This is a genomic window from Serratia sp. CoH_134_PS_4, assembly GCF_058190535.1.
In genome coordinates this window covers 1,108,242-1,124,587 of sequence record NZ_JBXWKI010000001.1, presented here as the reverse complement: position 1 = coordinate 1,124,587, position 16,346 = coordinate 1,108,242, and the positions used below count along the sequence as shown (strand labels likewise).

The 16,346-nt window shown below is 54.4% G+C and carries 12 protein-coding genes, 2 tRNA genes and 1 other RNA gene; 10 read left to right on the top strand and 5 right to left on the bottom strand.

Features of this window, described 5'->3' with window-relative positions; translation table 11 throughout:
• Positions 1–120: 120 nt before the first annotated feature.
• The 3 genes from AC2FCQ_RS05195 to AC2FCQ_RS05185 all read left to right on the top strand — a co-directional run bounded on the left by AC2FCQ_RS05195 (position 121) and on the right by AC2FCQ_RS05185 (position 3,102).
• Positions 121–1,425 (top strand): NAD(P)/FAD-dependent oxidoreductase, encoded by a 1,305-nt coding sequence (locus AC2FCQ_RS05195; protein ID WP_490307684.1) that lies wholly within the window; start codon positions 121–123, stop codon positions 1,423–1,425.
• 363 nt (positions 1,426–1,788) lie between these two features.
• Positions 1,789–2,325: a glycine zipper 2TM domain-containing protein gene (locus AC2FCQ_RS05190; RefSeq protein ID WP_209632784.1), complete on the top strand. Its 537-nt coding sequence runs from the start codon at positions 1,789–1,791 to the stop codon at positions 2,323–2,325.
• A 291-nt stretch (positions 2,326–2,616) separates the two neighbouring features.
• Complete coding sequence (locus tag AC2FCQ_RS05185) at positions 2,617–3,102, top strand: RrF2 family transcriptional regulator (RefSeq protein WP_265554925.1); 486 nt, start codon at positions 2,617–2,619, stop codon at positions 3,100–3,102.
• 84 nt (positions 3,103–3,186) lie between these two features.
• On the opposite strand, the gene sdeB is transcribed toward AC2FCQ_RS05185, so the two are convergent.
• Together sdeB and AC2FCQ_RS05175 are read right to left on the bottom strand one after the other, a co-directional pair.
• Positions 3,187–6,333 carry a multidrug efflux RND transporter permease subunit SdeB gene (sdeB, locus tag AC2FCQ_RS05180; protein WP_404759825.1) on the bottom strand — a complete coding sequence of 1,049 codons (3,147 nt, stop codon included), beginning with the start codon at positions 6,331–6,333 and terminating at the stop codon, positions 3,187–3,189.
• A 23-nt stretch (positions 6,334–6,356) separates the two neighbouring features.
• Complete coding sequence (locus tag AC2FCQ_RS05175) at positions 6,357–7,538, bottom strand: efflux RND transporter periplasmic adaptor subunit (RefSeq protein WP_404759824.1); 1,182 nt, start codon at positions 7,536–7,538, stop codon at positions 6,357–6,359.
• A gap of 295 nt (positions 7,539–7,833) precedes the next feature.
• Between AC2FCQ_RS05175 and AC2FCQ_RS05170 the strand changes: the two genes are divergently transcribed.
• Positions 7,834–8,190, top strand: coding sequence for a helix-turn-helix domain-containing protein (locus tag AC2FCQ_RS05170; protein ID WP_037423795.1), 357 nt, complete (start codon positions 7,834–7,836; stop codon positions 8,188–8,190).
• 208 nt (positions 8,191–8,398) lie between these two features.
• Here AC2FCQ_RS05170 and AC2FCQ_RS05165 read toward each other — a convergent pair.
• From AC2FCQ_RS05165 to AC2FCQ_RS05155, 3 genes are all read right to left on the bottom strand, one after another.
• Positions 8,399–8,488: transfer RNA gene (locus tag AC2FCQ_RS05165), tRNA-Ser, on the bottom strand.
• A 225-nt stretch (positions 8,489–8,713) separates the two neighbouring features.
• Positions 8,714–8,834: non-coding RNA, RtT sRNA (locus AC2FCQ_RS05160), on the bottom strand.
• A 45-nt stretch (positions 8,835–8,879) separates the two neighbouring features.
• Positions 8,880–8,969 (bottom strand) — tRNA-Ser (locus AC2FCQ_RS05155).
• A gap of 411 nt (positions 8,970–9,380) precedes the next feature.
• Here AC2FCQ_RS05155 and AC2FCQ_RS05150 point away from each other — a divergent pair.
• From AC2FCQ_RS05150 to AC2FCQ_RS05125, 6 genes are all read left to right on the top strand, one after another.
• Complete coding sequence (locus AC2FCQ_RS05150) at positions 9,381–10,883, top strand: peptide MFS transporter (RefSeq protein ID WP_404759823.1); 1,503 nt, start codon at positions 9,381–9,383, stop codon at positions 10,881–10,883.
• Between the two features lie 128 nt (positions 10,884–11,011).
• A complete protein-coding gene (gene ghrA / locus AC2FCQ_RS05145) occupies positions 11,012–11,953 on the top strand; it encodes a glyoxylate/hydroxypyruvate reductase GhrA (RefSeq protein WP_490307683.1) in 942 nt (313 codons plus the stop codon).
• 86 nt (positions 11,954–12,039) lie between these two features.
• Complete coding sequence (locus AC2FCQ_RS05140) at positions 12,040–12,777, top strand: phosphatase (protein WP_020826369.1); 738 nt, start codon at positions 12,040–12,042, stop codon at positions 12,775–12,777.
• A 42-nt stretch (positions 12,778–12,819) separates the two neighbouring features.
• Positions 12,820–13,407, top strand: a complete 588-nt coding sequence (locus tag AC2FCQ_RS05135) for a TorD/DmsD family molecular chaperone (RefSeq protein WP_209632790.1) — start codon at positions 12,820–12,822, stop codon at positions 13,405–13,407.
• 178 nt (positions 13,408–13,585) lie between these two features.
• Complete coding sequence (locus tag AC2FCQ_RS05130) at positions 13,586–14,239, top strand: tellurite resistance TerB family protein (RefSeq protein ID WP_209632791.1); 654 nt, start codon at positions 13,586–13,588, stop codon at positions 14,237–14,239.
• 68 nt (positions 14,240–14,307) lie between these two features.
• Positions 14,308–16,341 (top strand): S9 family peptidase, encoded by a 2,034-nt coding sequence (locus tag AC2FCQ_RS05125; RefSeq protein ID WP_490307682.1) that lies wholly within the window; start codon positions 14,308–14,310, stop codon positions 16,339–16,341.
• Positions 16,342–16,346: the final 5 nt, after the last annotated feature.

Genomic DNA, 16,346 nt, shown 5'->3' with positions numbered 1-16,346 from the left:
ATAACCTCACATGCTATTCTGGCTTCAGATAGCAGGTTTATTTTAAGCGAACCCTATGTATTCTAAGGATATTATTTATTTACCCTTGGATAACAATTGGTTCACATTTAGGGGGTTATTTTGACAACGCCAAAGAAAAAAATCGTCATTGTGGGCGGTGGTGCCGGTGGTCTGGAACTGGCGACCAGCCTGGGCCATAAACTCGGTCGTAAGCACAAAGCAGAAATCACGCTGGTGGATCGTAACCACAGCCATCTGTGGAAGCCTTTACTGCATGAAGTCGCCACCGGTTCCCTTGATGACGGCGTCGATGCGCTGAGCTACCTGGCGCACGCACGTAATCATGCTTTCAGCTTCCAACTGGGTTCGCTGACCAATATTAACCGTGAGACGAAAACGATCCACCTGGCGCAAATCTGCGATGAACAGGGCGGTGAACTGGTGCCGGAACGCGAGTTGTCTTACGACATCCTGGTCATGGCGCTGGGCAGTACCTCGAACGATTTCGGCACGGCTGGCGTAAAAGATCACTGTATTTTCCTGGATAACCCTCGCCAGGCGCGACGCTTCCACAACGAGATGCTTAACCTGTTCCTTAAGTTCTCGGCGCAGCCGGGGCAAAAAGAGCGGGTAAACATCGCTATCGTCGGTGGCGGCGCCACCGGTGTTGAGCTGTCAGCCGAACTGCATAATGCGGTGAAGCAATTGCACAGCTATGGTTTTGAAGGCCTGGACAATAGCGCGCTTAACGTGACCTTGGTTGAGGCGGGGGAACGTATTCTGCCTGCATTGCCGCCACGTATTTCTGCTGCGGCGCATCAGGAATTGAACAAGCTGGGTGTACGCGTACTGACCAACACCATGGTCACCAGCGCGGACGCCAAGGGTCTGAACACCAAAGGTGGCGAATTCATTGACGCCGATCTGATGGTGTGGGCTGCCGGTATCAAGGCGCCAGACTTTATGAAAGACATCGCCGGGTTGGAAACCAACCGTATTAACCAGCTGGTGGTAGAGCCAACGCTTCAGACCACGCGCGATCCGAACATTTTCGCCATCGGTGACTGCGCTTCCTGTCCGAAAGAGGGCGGCGGTTTCGTCCCGCCACGTGCGCAATCGGCACATCAGATGGCATCACGTTGCTTTACCAACATTCTGGCGCTGATGAATGGCCAGACGCTGAAGCCGTACGTGTACAAAGACCACGGATCCTTAGTGTCTCTGTCCCGCTTCAGTACCGTTGGCAGCCTCATGGGCAACCTGATGCGTGGTTCAATGATGGTGGAAGGCCGCATCGCGCGTTTCGTCTACATCTCACTGTACCGTATGCACCAGGTCGCTTTGCACGGCTACATCAAAACCGGTCTGATGATGCTGGTCGGTGGTATTAACCGGGTGATCCGCCCGCGTTTGAAAATGCACTAACAGCTTTCGCTATCGACTCTCACCCACGCCGGTTCGCCCGCGTGGGTTTTTTTATGGCCTCTTTCCGCGAAATAGGGCCGTTATGGACTGATTGTTCAGAACAATGTCCTGCATCAATAGGTAAAATTCTTAAGAATCCTCCTAAACACCGGGGGCAACCGTGATTTCCGGCATTTTTGGTCATATTGTCTTATTGCGAGGGTCTGGAACATTGTGCAGACTTTATCTCGTTTACAGACGGCGCGTCGCGCACGCCGTAAACCGGAATACCACGTGCCGCCAATGCGCAAAATAATAAGCGCGGTGCAATGTCGGTAAAGTCCCCGGTACAAATGCGTGGTAACACTTTCAGGAGGATTTCCTGTGAACAAGTCAATGTTAGCTGGTGTGGGTATTGGTATCGCTGCGGCTCTGGGTATTGCTGCGGTAGCCAGTCTTGATGTTTTCTCTTCCGGTCCGCAATACGCGCAAGTCATTGCAGCAACGCCGATCAAAGAAACCATCAAAACTCCGCGTCAGGAATGCCGTAATGTGACCGTGACTCACCGTGCGCCAGTGCAGGATGAAAACCGCCTGGCCGGTTCCGTGTTGGGTGCGGTAGCGGGTGGCGTAATTGGTCATCAGTTCGGTGGTGGTCGTGGACGTGATGTTGCGACGGTCGTCGGCGCGCTGGGCGGCGGCTACGCCGGTAATCAGGTACAGGGGGCGATGCAAAATAACGACACCACCACCAGTACGCAACAGCGTTGCAAAACGGTCTACGACAAATCACAGAAAATGCTGGGTTACGATGTGACCTACAAGATCGGTACTCAGCAGGGCAAGATCCGTATGGATCACGATCCGGGCACCCAGATTCCGCTGGATAAAAGCGGCCAGCTGGTGCTGAATAAAGCCTGATCACAGTTTACGAATTAAGCCCGCGGGCAGTGTTAGTTCTGATCGTTTAACGCAGTTAAGCGAGCGGCATTAATATTGACGCGGGTTTCTGCTATTTATTGCCCGCCATTTTGCCAACAGGCCAATGCTGACGCTATTCTCAGCACTAATGTATCCGTGCGATTTATCCGGGCATACCTTCAATAGTGCAACAGTGTTTGTTATATTATTGTGCAGTTGAGTGGGTGTGGTGGCGTCATCTCACACTGACTCAGTCCAAGCATTTAGTCTCCCGGAGACAGAGATAAAAACATGTTAGATTTTCGCTTTCCGACTGCAATGCAAATGGTACTTAGCGTGGCCGTGGCTGAGAAGCTGGGCGTGCGTGCGACCAGCGCGGTGCTTGCCGCCAGTCTGGAAGCCAATCCCAGTTTTATCCGCAAGCTGATGGTGCCCTTGACCAAAAATGGCATCATTGTTTCGACCCTGGGGCGTAACGGCTCGATTCACTTGGGCCGCCCGGCGGAGCAGATCACCCTGCGAGATATCTATCTGTCAGTTATCGATGATAAACGCATCTGGGCCGCCCGACCGGAAGGGCCGGCGCGTTGCCTGGTCAGTGCCAACGCCTGCTGGTATTTCAAGTCGGTGGTGAACGAGGCGGAAGAGGCATCGCTGGACGTACTGGCACGCCACACGGTGGCAGATGCCTTGGCCGAGCTGGAGCGGGGCGATAAGCGAGCCTGCGCGGCCTATGCAATAGAAGACCTGAAAGACGCAGAGACAGCGGAAAAATAGTCTGCGGTATACGCGGTATAAAAAATAAGACAAAAAAAGCCCGGTTTTTTAAACCGGGCTTTTTTTATGGTAGCGGCTGGAGAATTAGCCTGCCGCTTGTTGCCGTGTCTTACGCGTCACCATACGGCGCAACGTAACGTAGAACACCGGGGTCAGGAACAGCCCGAACAACGTGACGCCCAGCATGCCGGAAAACACCGTGATACCGGTGACGCCACGGACTTCAGCACCGGCTCCGTGTCCCATGATCAGCGGGATAGTCCCGGCGATAAAGGCGATGGAGGTCATGACGATCGGCCGCAGTCGCAGGCGGCAGGCTTCCAGCGCCGCCTCCATAATGCTTTTGCCTTGCAGCTCCAGCTCGCGGGCGAACTCGACGATCAAAATGGCGTTTTTACAGGCCAGGCCCATCAATACGACTAACCCCACCTGGACGAATACGTTATTGTCGCCGCCGGTAAGCCAGACGCCGAACAGCGCCGACAGCATGGTCATGGGGACGATCAAGATCACCGCCAATGGCAACGTCCAGCTTTCATACAGCGCCGCCAGCGCCAGGAATGCCAACAGCACGGCCACCGGGAAGACAATGATCGCCGAATTACCCTGAGTAGACTGCTGATAGCTCAGATCGGTCCACTGAATATTCATGCCGTTCGGCAGGAGTTTGTTAGCCATCACGGTTAATTCACTCATCGCCTGTGAAGAAGACAGCACGCGCGGATCGGCGTCACCAATCAGATCTGCCGCCGGGAAGCCGTTGTAACGGATCACCGGATCAGGGCCGTAAGTGGTGCTGATGCTGACCATACTGCCGATGGGCACCATTTCGCCCTTGTCGTTACGGGTGCGGAGGTTGGCAATGTCTTCCACGCTGTCGCGGAACTGACCGTCAGCCTGCGCCATAACTTTCCAGGTACGGCCGTAACGGTTGAAGTCATTGATATAAGACGAGCCGAGATAGGTTTGCAGTGTGCTGAACAAGGCGTTGAGTGGAACCCCTTGGGCTTTGGCTTTATCACGGTCAATTTTCGCATCCAGCTGTGGAACGTTGGCCTGATAAGACGAGATCGGGAACCCCATGCCCGGTGTTTGCATGATCGCGCCTGACATCGTATTAACCGCGGTTTGCAAAGCCCCATACCCCAGACCGGCACGGTCCTGAATATACAGCGAGTAACCCGAACCCTGACCAATACCGAGGATCGGCGGCGGCATAATGGAGAACGCAAACCCTTCCTGGATCTGCGAGATCTTGGCGTTAATCTCGGCATTAATCTGCGCAGCACTCCGCGTTCGGGTGCTTAATGACTCCAGTGCAAAGAATACGGTGCCGGTGTTAGGCGTATTGGTAAACTGCAACGCATTGAGCCCTGGGAATGACACCGCGTCCGTTACTCCGTCAACACTGAGGCCAATGGCGCTCATTTTGCGAATCACGGCATCAGTACGTTCCAGTGACGCTCCCTCCGGCATTTTCACCCCGCCAATCAGATAAAGCTTATCCTGAGTCGGAATAAAGCCGCCGGGCACAGTTTTAAACATGACCCCAGCAGCACACAACAACAGCACATACACCACAAATACCGCGCCACGTTTGCCCAGCGCACGTGAAACGCCACGTTGATACCGCTGTGAACTATTGGCAAAGAAGCGGTTAAAAGGACGGAACAGCCAACCAAACAGCCGATCAATCAGGCGCGACGGCATGTCTTTCGGCGCGCCGTGCGGCTTCAGCAGCAGCGCTGCCAAAGCCGGCGACAAGGTCAGCGAGTTGATCGCCGAGATCACGGTTGAAATGGCGATAGTGACAGCGAACTGTTTATAGAACTGTCCGGTGACGCCAGACAAGAATGCCATCGGCACGAATACGGCGCACAGAACGACGGCAATCGCAATAATCGGGCCGGATACTTCACGCATTGCCTGATGCGCTGCTGCAAGCGGCGATAAGCCTTCTTCGATATTACGCTCGACGTTTTCCACGACCACGATGGCGTCATCGACCACGATGCCGATAGCCAGGACCAGCCCGAACAGGCTCAGGGTGTTGAGCGAGAAGCCCAACAGATAAAGCGCGGCGAAGGTACCGACGATAGAAATGGGTACCGCCAGCAGTGGAATAATGGATGCTCGCCAGGTTTGCAGGAAGAGAATCACCACCAGCACCACCAGCAACACCGCTTCGAGCAGGGTATCTATCACTGAGCTTATTGAATCACGCACGAACACGGTGGGGTCATACGGTGATTGCCAGCTCATCCCTTCAGGGAAACGGGTCGACAGTTCGGCCATTTTGGCTCGCACCGCATTGGACAATTCGATGGCATTAGCTCCCGGCGCCTGGAAGATGCCGATCCCGACTGCGTCTTTATTATTCAACTGAGCACGTAGCGCGTAGCTGCCTGAACCCATCTCAATGCGCGCCACGTCGCGAAGACGAACCACTTCGCCGTTATCGCCGTTCTTGAGGATAATATTGCCGAACTCTTCTTCGGTCTGCAGGCGGCCTTGCGCATTAATCGAGAGCAAATAGTCGCTGCGAGTCGGCATAGGTTCTGCACCCAGTTGACCCGCGGAAACCTGCACGTTTTGCTCTTGCATGGCGGTGACCACGTCAGACGCTGTCAGCCCGCGCGAAGCGACTTTGTTTGGATCCAACCAGATGCGCATGGCGTATTCACCCGCGCCGAAAATCTGCACCTGCCCGATCCCCGGTAAACGGGCCAGTTCATCCTTGACCTTCAACGTGGCGTAGTTGCGCAGGTAGAGCGAATCGTATTTGCCGGAAGGGGAGACCAGATGCACCACGAGCGTCAGAGCCGGTGACTGTTTCTGGGTGGTTACCCCTTGGCGACGCACGTCTTCCGGCAAGCGTGCTTCGGCCTGCGCCACACGGTTTTGTACCTGTACCTGTGCCTGGTCCGGATCGGTTCCTGGGCGGAATGTCACGGTGGTGACCAGAACGCCGTCTGACCCTGCCACTGACTTCATGTACATCATGTTTTCGACGCCGTTGATCGCCTCTTCCAGTGGGGTGGCGACGGTTTCGGCGATCTCTTTCGGGTTGGCGCCGGGGTATTGGGCACGTACCTGCACGCTTGGGGGCACGACATCCGGGTATTCACTGATCGGCAGCAGAGGGATAGCGATAACGCCGCCGACAAAAATCAGGATCGACAGCACCGCCGCAAAAATCGGTCTATCAATGAAAAAACGGGAAAAGTCCATGGCTCAGGATCCTCTGCTGGGGCTTAGTTAAGCGCGGAGGCGTTGATCGCCACAGTTTTTGCATCGACCGGCATACCCGGCATAAACACTTTTTGCATGCCGTCGACAATGACCCGGTCACCTGCAGACAGGCCCTTTTGCACAATGCGCAGTCCGTCAGCGACCCGACCGATTTCAATATCGCGACGCTGTGCTTTACCGTCTTTATCGACGATATAAACAAACTTGCGGTCTTGGTCGGTCATCACCGATTTGTCGTTAATCAGCATGGCGTTGAACTCGGCACTGCCGGGCATCTGTACGCGTGCAAACAGCCCAGGGGTAAAGCGGCGTTCGGCGTTTTCCAGCAGGGCGCGCATACGGATGGTGCCGGTACCGGCATTAAGCTGGTTGTCGGTGAAATCAACGGTTCCTTGATGCGGATAGCCGTCCTCGCCCACCAACCCGACCTTCACCGGCAGTTTTTCCGCGCGTCGACCATCATTCTGGTAACGCAGAAACGTCGCTTCATCCACGTCGAAATAGACATAGACCTTATCGAGTGACACCAATGTCGTGAGTACGCTGGCACTGTCGCCTGCGGTGACCAGATTACCTGCGGTGATCATCGCGCGACTGGCACGGCCGTCGATGGGCGCTATCACTCGGGTAAAGTCGAGGTTCAGCTGTGCCATATCGAACTGCGCCTGTGCCGCTAAAACGTTGCTTTGTGCTTGAGCGGCGGAGGCTTTGCGTTGTTCCCACACTTCAGTCGAAATCGCTTGGCTGCCAATCAGTTTTTCGGTGCGGCCGGATTCGCTGCGTGCCAGCGCGGCTTGGTTACGTGCTCGCACAAGCTCGGCCTGGGCTTGTTCACGTGCAGCGCGGTAGGTGCGATCGTCAATGGTGAATAGCACCTGGCCTTTTTTCACTTCATCGCCTTCGGTGTAATTAACCTTGTCGATGTAGCCAGAGACACGTGGTCGCAGCTGTACACTTTGCACCGCCTCGATCCGGCCGTTAAAAGCATCCCACTGGCTGATGGGCTTTATTACCACGTCGGCAGTGCTGACGGCCGGTGGTGGGGGAGCCGCATTGTGAGCGACGCTGTTATCACATCCGGCCAGCAGTGCAGCCATCAGTGCAACGGCTGATAGATGTGCGCTGAAACCGAAACCGCGCTGGGGGCTGCGGGGATGGAGCGATGAAGCAGGCTGGCTTGGCATTATTTTTATTTCCAGTAGTAAGTGCGATCAGGCCACACACCCGGCCCTGTTATCCGGGTAACGTCCTGGCCTGAGACCGGCGGCAGAGCAGTTGCACCCGTCCTCGGTACAACGGTTAGGTTTTGAAACACATTGTTGTCACATTAATGTATTAATATCGGGTACATTAATTGGCTGGATTATAGAAGTGCCCCTTCGTTAAATGCAATAATAAAAATTGCATTTAGTGCGAAACTGCTGCAACGTATCCATATCGGGCAGCGGATCTACCTGCCAATGTCATGGGAGCGTCAGCATGAACAGCACGGGTTTTATTACGGATTTGATTGAGTGGATTGATAACAATCTGGAAGAGAAGCTGGATATCAATACTGTGGCGGGCCGCGCCGGGTATTCCAAATGGCATTTGCAGCGAATGTTCAAACGCCAAACTGGCTATGCGCTGGGGGAATATATCCGTATGCAGAAGCTGAGGGTCTCGGCAGAGCGTCTGGCTAACAGCGGGGAGCCGATCGTCAGCGTGGCGATTTCACTCGGCTTCGACTCGCAACAATCTTTCAATCGCAGTTTTAAACGCCACTACGGTCAAACACCGGGTGACTGGCGCCGTGCCGTGATGCAGCCATCTATGGCGGCTAGCCGCACGCACTGAGGCGGATTGCAGACAAAAAGAGCCTGAACTTGCGTCCAGGCTCTTTCTTTAAGAGATGGCGCTGAGGGAGGGCTTGATTCGCTGCGCTCCTTTGGCGGTCCAAAACGCATGCGTTTTGTCGAACCCTGTCGAGGATTCTCGCCCCCCCCGGTCCGTATAACATGCAAAAAAAAGCCTGGACGTTAATCCAGGCTCTCTCTTTCAAATATGGCGGTGAGGGAGGGGTTCGAACCCTCGATACACTTACGCGTATACACACTTTCCAGGCGTGCTCCTTCAGCCACTCAGACACCTCACCGTATTTTGTCGTTGCGTACTCACTGCTGCAACGGGGCGGTACTATAGGGAGAGCGAGCGATCCGGTCAAGCAGAATTTCTGCGTTTTGGTGCGTCCGCTTAACCTGTGTTCGCTTTGCTGAAAACTGCGGCAAACCGCATGGGCGGAGGATCCCCCCATCAGAATTCCCTGTAATGCAGACAACAAAAAAGCCTGAACTTTCGTTCAGGCTTTCTCTTTAAAATATGGCGGTGAGAGAGGGCTTGATTCGCTGCGCTCACCCTGCGGGCCGCCTTTGGCGGTCCAAAACGCATGCGTTTTGTCGAACCCGGTCGAGGGTTCTCGCCCCTCTCGGTCCGTATAACATGCAAAAAAAAGCCTGGACGTTAGTCCAGGCTCTCTCTTTAAAATATGGCGGTGAGAGAGGGGTTCGAACCCTCGATACACTTTCGCGTATACACACTTTCCAGGCGTGCTCCTTCAGCCACTCAGACACCTCACCGTTTTACTTCATCGCTAACGCATTGCGTTGTCGACGGGCGCTAATGTAGGAGAATCTGATCCCAGCGTCAACCCTCTTGTGACATAACCATGACTGTTTAGCTAAACTTGCAGCAATTTGCTGATTTCCCGAGCGATAGACAGCCGGATGGCGCAGATTTTCAAGATGATTTCGGGGCTAAATTATCTTTAAGACTATTATTTGTACATTTCACTGTGGGTTAGCTCAATATACCAGCAATGGCATTGGCTCTGGTGCTGATATATGCATTAATACTGGATTATTAGTCATATGTGTCGCTAAATGGAAGGGTGCTGACGTGGGGTTTTGGCAAGGAATATCACACCCCGCGCAGGTTGCCGGGCATTGCACTGGCGATAACACAGACAGGGACTGATCTATCAAATAATAATGCAGCAGAGGTTCACTTTGACTTCATCGGACTCCACAACGGCGGCGCCGCAGCGTCATGCCATCCCCCCGGGTGCCGGGGCACTGTTTTTTATCCAAATCTTCGCCACGCTGGGTTTTGCCGTGTTGTACTCCACGCTGGTGCTTTATGCCACCAAGCGTCTGGGTTTCAGCGAAGGCAACGCCAACGCCATGATGGGCGTATTTGGTGCGTTCAACTATGGGTTGCATATGTTTGGGGGCTACCTGGGCGGGCGTTTCCTCAGTAACCGCAACTTATTCGTGTTGGGTATGGTGCTACAGGTGATCGGCTGCGCGTTGATCGCAGTGGCAGGCGTCTGGGGCCTTTACTGGGGATTGGCGATGTTCCTGACCGGCAGCGGGCTGAACGTCACTTGCATTAATATGATGTTGACCCAGCGCTTTAAGCCGGACGACGATCGACGTGAAGCGGCCTTTTTGTGGAACTACGCCGGGATGAACCTGGGGTTCTTTGTCGGCTTTACCGTAGCCGGCTATTTCCAACTGACCGAAAATTATCGCGCGCTGTTCCTGTTTGCTACCCTGGGTAATGCGGCGGCGATTATCGTTGCCGTCAGCCGCTGGCGCATCCTGGCCGATCTCAACACGCCACTGCACGATGCCACTCGTTCACAGTACCGCTGGCGCATGTTGGTCGGGTTAGCCGTGTTGGTGCTGCTGGTGCCGATCATCCGCGTAATGCTGACCCATGCGGAGTTCAGTGGTCATTTTGTTATTGGCCTCGGTGCGTTGATTTTCCTGATGCTGTGTGTGGTTACGTTACGTCATCATCCGCGTGATGAACGTCGTCGGATGACTGCGTATCTCATTTTGGCGCTGGGTTCTCTGGTCTTTTGGGCGCTGTATCAGTTGGCCCCGATGGGGTTAATGCTGTTCTCCGAACACAATATCAACCTGAACGTTTATGGTATTCAGGTGGCACCTCAGTGGATTCAGAACATCAATACGCTGGTGATCGTGGTGGGCGGACCCTTGATGGCCTGGTGGTTTAATCGCCTGCGAGCACGTGGTTGCAAGATTGATATCCCAATGCAGTTCTCCGGTTCGCTGTTCTGCATCGGGCTGGGCATGCTGGTGCTGCCGCTAGGCATCAGCCTGGCCGGTGGTGATGGGTTGGTGGCGTTTAAATGGATTGTCATCAGCTATGTGTTGCAGAGCATTGGCGAACTGATGATTTCACCGATCGGCTACGCGATGATCGGCAAACTGGCGCCACCGCGTTATCAGGGCGTAATGATGGGATGCTGGATGATGGTTACCGGCGTTGCCTCGGTATTGGCTGGTTACGTCTCCGGACTAATGCCTGAGAACAGTGGCAGCACCCCTGCGCTGACCAACCCCGGTTACAGCGAGGTGTTCAGCGCGTTGGGTTGGGGAGCCTCAGGCGTTGGGGTGGTGATGTTAATCTTGATCCCACTGTTACGGCGGTTAATACGGCACGACGCTCCTGTTGCAGCCTGAGATCCTGCAGTCTAAAAAACAGCCCCACTGGTCGGGGCTGTTTTCATTTTGGGCTTTAACACTTGCATCTGGCAGCGAATCGCGGAAGTCTGGTTGCAAATACATAAAAACAGACAGGAGCTGTGCAGATGGACATCCTTTTTTATCACCCTTTCTTTAATGCCCAGGAATGGATAGCAGGTATATCGCAACGTTTGCCGCAGGCGAGGGTGCGCGCCTGGCAACCGGGCGACGATCGCCCGGCGGATTACGCATTGGTGTGGCGACCGCCGCACGAGATGTTGGCTCACCGTGGAGCCCTAAAAGGGGTCTTTGCACTGGGAGCGGGCGTCGACGCTATCTTGGATCAAGAGCGCCAGCATCCCGGTACTCTGCCGGCAGGTGTGCCGCTGGTACGTCTTGAGGATACCGGCATGGCACAACAGATGCAGGAATATGCACTGAGTTACGTGTTGCGTTATTTCCGCCGTTTTGACGAGTATCAATTGCTACAGCAGCAGCAGGAGTGGCGGCCGCTCGATCCTCATCAACAGGATCACTTCACTATTGGCATCCTCGGTGCCGGGGTGTTGGGGAAAAGCGTGGCGCAGAAGCTAACGGCGTTTGGTTTTAACGTGCGTTGCTGGAGCCGCAGCCCAAAACAGATCGACGGCGTGCAGAGCTTTGCTGGAGCAGAGCAGCGCGCCGCGTTTTTAGATGGTGTGCAATTGCTGATCAATCTCTTGCCCAATACGCCGGAGACCGCCGGGATCCTCAATCAACAACTGTTCGCGCACTTGGCTCCAGGGGCTTATTTGATTAACCTGGCTCGCGGTGCGCATCTGGTTGAAGATGATTTGTTGCAGGCGCTGGAGCAAGGTCAACTGGCCGCCGCTACGCTGGATGTGTTCGTCAACGAGCCACTGCCACAGACGCATCCGTTCTGGCGTCATCCGCGTGTCACCATTACCCCGCATATTGCTGCCATCACGTTGCCGGAAGTGGCAATGGATCAGATAGCGGCAAACATCCTCGCGCTTGAGGCCGGGCAAGTGCCTGCCGGGTTGGTGGATGTGGAACGTGGCTACTGATCTTTCGGTGATGCACCTGCTAAGCTAAATATAAGAAACCGCCGCCTGCTGTTGTACTCCAGGCAGGCCGCCCAGAAGGAGAAGCAATGTACCCCGTTGATTTACATATGCACACCGTTGCCAGCACCCACGCCTACAGCACGCTGCATGATTACATCGTCGAAGCCCAGCAAAAGGGCATCAAACTTTTCGCCATCACCGATCACGGCCCGGATATGGCCGATGCACCGCATTATTGGCACTTTATGAACATGCACGTGTGGCCGCGTCTGGTGGATGGCGTGGGCATACTGCGCGGTATCGAGGCCAACATCAAAAATCTGCAGGGCGATATCGACTGCACCGGTCCGATGCTGGATAAAATCGACGTGATTATCGCCGGTTTCCACGAGCCGGTGTTCGCACCGCAGGATAAAGCGGCCAATACTGAAGCGATGATTGCCGCGATGGCACAGGGAGATGTGCATATTATCAGCCACCCCGGTAACCCAAGATACCCGATTGATATTGCGGCGGTGGCGGCGGCGGCGGCGAAGTACGACGTGGCGCTTGAGCTGAATAACTCGTCGTTCACCCATTCGCGCAAGGGCAGCGAAGACAACTGCCGTGCGATTGCAGCCGCGGTGCGTGATGCCGGCGGCTGGCTGGCGTTAGGCTCGGATTCACACATAGCTTTCTCGCTCGGCGGTTTTGAACATTGCGAGCGCATTATTGCTGAGGTGGAATTCCCGCAGGAACGTATCCTTAACGTCAGCCCACGGCGTCTGTTGGACTTTCTCGAGCGGCGTGGCAAGCCGGCGATTGCGGAACTGGCCGATTTGTGACATCGTCCCGGCAAATTTTTCCGTATTGTATAAGGCATTATCATGAATGAGTTTTCCGTTGTTTGCCGCGTGCTGGGTACGCTGTTTTACCGTCAGCCGCAGGATCCGCTGTTGGTGCCGCTGTTCACGCTGATCAAAGAAGGCAAACTGAAACAACACTGGCCGTTGGAGCAGGATGAATTGCTGGTACGTCTGCAACAAGGTTGCGATGTCAATCAACTGTCCACTGATTTCAACGCGATGTTTGTCGGCAGTGAATGCAGTGTCTCGCCTTACCGCTCTGCCTATGTTGAAGGGGCGTCTGAAGCAGAAGTGCGTACATTCTTGCAGCAACGCGGTATGCCGCTGAGCGAAGCACCCGCTGATCATTTCGGTTCTTTGCTGTTGGCGGCTTCCTGGCTGGAAGATCAGTCACAGGAAGACGAAGTGCAGGCGCAAATTACGTTGTTTGACGAGTACCTGTTGCCGTGGTGCGGTCGTTTCCTCGGCAAAGTAGAAGCTCATGCCACCACCGGCTTTTACCGGACGTTGTCGCTGTTGGCTCGCGAGTCTATCCAGGCAATGCGTGACGAACTGGCAGAATACGAACAGGAAGACGAGCAGCCGGGTGAAGAGGACGAACAGCCTTAACACCCGCTGGCCGGCTTGCACTTAAGGGTGAAGCCGGCTTTTCCTCCCTCGCCAATGTCTTGCTACACAGGTTTTCATCCCCCATACGTAAATTGACAAAAAATCCCCTAATCTGACGGTTTACCGGCGGTCTGGGCTTCATATGCCTGCGCCTCGTTTCCTACGCAAAGGGGTGATTATGAAAAATAACTGGATGCAACAGATCCAATCGATGATTGGGCAAAAGGCCGGTTCAATTGGCGGGTCAGAAGGTATCGGCAAACTGCTGGCCCCAACCGCGTTGGGGGGCCTTGTCGGTGTCTTATTGGCGAATAAGTCTTCACGCAAGCTGGTGGGGAAATTCGGCAAGAACGCGTTGATTATTGGCGGCAGCGCAGCGGTGGGGGCGGTGCTGTGGAATAAATACAAACAGCGGGTGAAAGAAACGCATCAGAGTGAACCGCAGTTTGGTTTGCAGACCACGCCGGTGGACTTGCGCGCCAAGCGTTTGGTGCAAGCCTTAGTATTTGCCGCCAAGAGTGATGGCCATATTGATGCGGAAGAAAAACTCGCCATCGATCACAGCCTGGAACAATTGCAGGTAGGCGAGGAAGCGCAAAAATGGGTGCAAGAAGCTATCGATCAACCGTTGAACCCGGACCTGATCGCCCAAAGCGTGAAAAATGAAGACGAAGCACTAGAAGTGTATTACCTGAGCTGCATGGTGATCGACGTCGATCACTTTATGGAGCGCGGTTATCTTGACGCTTTGGCGCAGTCGTTGAAGATCCCGGCGGATGTTAAGCAGGGCATTGAAAACGACGTTAATGAGAAAAAACGCGAGCTGGCATAGCGCCGCTTGGCAAGCCGGGGGGAATCGTGTCACTCTTGCCGTAATCAAGGTAAGCGGATGATTTAGCAATGATGACACCCCCTAAGGCAGAGAAACGTCCTTATCCTATCACTACGCACGGCGACACGCGTGTTGATGACTATTATTGGCTGCGCGACGATGAGCGCGCAGACCCGCAGGTGCTGGATTATCTGCAGGCGGAAAATGCCTTTACTGACGCGGCATTGAAACCGCAACAGGCGTTACGCGAAACGTTGTATGAAGAGATGGTGGCACGTATTCCTCAGCAGGAACATTCGGTGCCTTACGTCAGACACGGCTACCGCTATCAGACGCGTTTCGAACCCGGCAATGAATATGCCATTTACGTCCGTCAGCCCGAGGCAGAAAACGCACATTGGGATACGCTGATTGACGGTAATCAGCGTGCCGAGCAGCGCGAGTTTTATACCTTAGGTGGGCTGGAAGTCAGCCCTGACAACCAACAGCTAGCGGTTGCAGAAGATTTTCTCTCTCGTCGACAGTACGACATTCGTTTCAAAAACCTCAGCAACGATACCTGGGCTGACGAAGTGTTGGAAAACACGTCCGGTAGCTTTGAATGGGCCAACGACTCGTCCACCCTGTATTACGTGCGTAAACATGCCAAAACGCTGTTGCCTTACCAAGTATATCGCCACGTGGTTGGTACGGATCCACAGCATGACACGCTGATCTACGAAGAGCTGGATGACACCTTCTACGTCGGGCTGGAAAAAACCACCTCCGAACGTTTTATTTTGATCCACCTCAGCAGTACCACCACCTCGGAAATCCTGTTGTTGGACGCCGATCGCGCCGACAGCACACCGCAGGTGTTTGTGCCGCGCCGTAAGGATCATGAATACGGTATCGATCACTATCACCAGCATTTCTATATCCGTTCTAACAAGGACGGCAAAAACTTCGGTCTGTATCAAAGCGAACAGGCAGACGAAGCGCAGTGGCAGACGCTGATTGCCCCACGCATTGAAGTGATGTTGGAAGGCTTTAGCCTGTTCCGTGACTGGCTGGTGGTGGAGGAGCGTAGCGAGGGCCTGACCCAACTGCGCCAAATTCACTGGCAGAGCGGTGAAGAGAAACGTATTGCCTTCGACGACCCGACCTACACAACCTGGTTGGCGTACAACCCTGAGCCAGAAACCGAGCTGTTGCGTTATGGCTACTCTTCGATGACCACACCGACCACGTTGTATGAGCTCAATCTCGACAACGGTGAGCGCGTGATGCTCAAACAGCAGGAAGTGAAAAACTTCACCCCGGAAAATTACCGCAGTGAGCGGCTATGGGTGAAGGCGCGTGATGGTGTCGACGTGCCGGTTTCACTGGTTTATCGCCACGATAGCTTTGTACATGGTAGCAACCCACTGATGGTGTATGGCTACGGCTCATACGGCAGCAGCATGGATCCCGCCTTCAGCGCCAGCCGGTTAAGCCTGTTGGACCGCGGTTTTGTCTTTGTTCTGGCACATATTCGCGGTGGTGGGGAACTGGGGCAATTGTGGTATGAAGATGGCAAACTGTTCAAAAAGCAGAATACCTTTAACGATTTTATCGACGTGACAGAAACGTTGATCGCCCAAGGTTACGGTGACGCTAAACGGGTGTTCGCCATGGGCGGCAGTGCGGGTGGATTGTTGATGGGTGCAGTGATCAATCAGGCGCCCCAGTTGTTTAATGGCATTGTGGCGCAGGTGCCGTTTGTCGACGTGGTTACCACGATGCTGGACGAATCTATTCCGCTGACGACCGGGGAATACGACGAATGGGGCAACCCAAATGAACCCGCGTATTACGACTATATCAAGCAATACAGCCCGTACGATCAAGTGAAGGCGCAGGATTATCCGCATATGCTGGTCACCACCGGGCTACATGATTCCCAGGTACAGTATTGGGAGCCGGCCAAGTGGGTTGCCAAGCTGCGCGATCTAAAGACCGACGATCGCCAGTTGTTGCTGTATACCGATATGGATTCAGGGCACGGCGGCAAGTCTGGGCGTTTCAAGGCCTATGAAGACATTGCGCTGGAATACGCCTTTATTCTGGCGTTGGCGGAGTAACCTTC

Bases quoted from the DNA above. Each gene is read 5' to 3' on its own strand.
- AC2FCQ_RS05185 (WP_265554925.1), top strand. From the start codon at position 2,617: ATGTTAGATTTTCGCTTTCCGACTGCAATGCAAATGGTACTTAGCGTG.
- sdeB (WP_404759825.1), bottom strand. From the start codon at position 6,333: ATGGACTTTTCCCGTTTTTTCATTGATAGACCGATTTTTGCGGCGGTG.
- AC2FCQ_RS05175 (WP_404759824.1), bottom strand. From the start codon at position 7,538: ATGCCAAGCCAGCCTGCTTCATCGCTCCATCCCCGCAGCCCCCAGCGC.
- AC2FCQ_RS05170 (WP_037423795.1), top strand. From the start codon at position 7,834: ATGAACAGCACGGGTTTTATTACGGATTTGATTGAGTGGATTGATAAC.
- AC2FCQ_RS05150 (WP_404759823.1), top strand. From the start codon at position 9,381: ATGCAGCAGAGGTTCACTTTGACTTCATCGGACTCCACAACGGCGGCG.
- ghrA (WP_490307683.1), top strand. From the start codon at position 11,012: ATGGACATCCTTTTTTATCACCCTTTCTTTAATGCCCAGGAATGGATA.
- AC2FCQ_RS05140 (WP_020826369.1), top strand. From the start codon at position 12,040: ATGTACCCCGTTGATTTACATATGCACACCGTTGCCAGCACCCACGCC.
- AC2FCQ_RS05135 (WP_209632790.1), top strand. From the start codon at position 12,820: ATGAATGAGTTTTCCGTTGTTTGCCGCGTGCTGGGTACGCTGTTTTAC.
- AC2FCQ_RS05130 (WP_209632791.1), top strand. From the start codon at position 13,586: ATGAAAAATAACTGGATGCAACAGATCCAATCGATGATTGGGCAAAAG.
- AC2FCQ_RS05125 (WP_490307682.1), top strand. From the start codon at position 14,308: ATGATGACACCCCCTAAGGCAGAGAAACGTCCTTATCCTATCACTACG.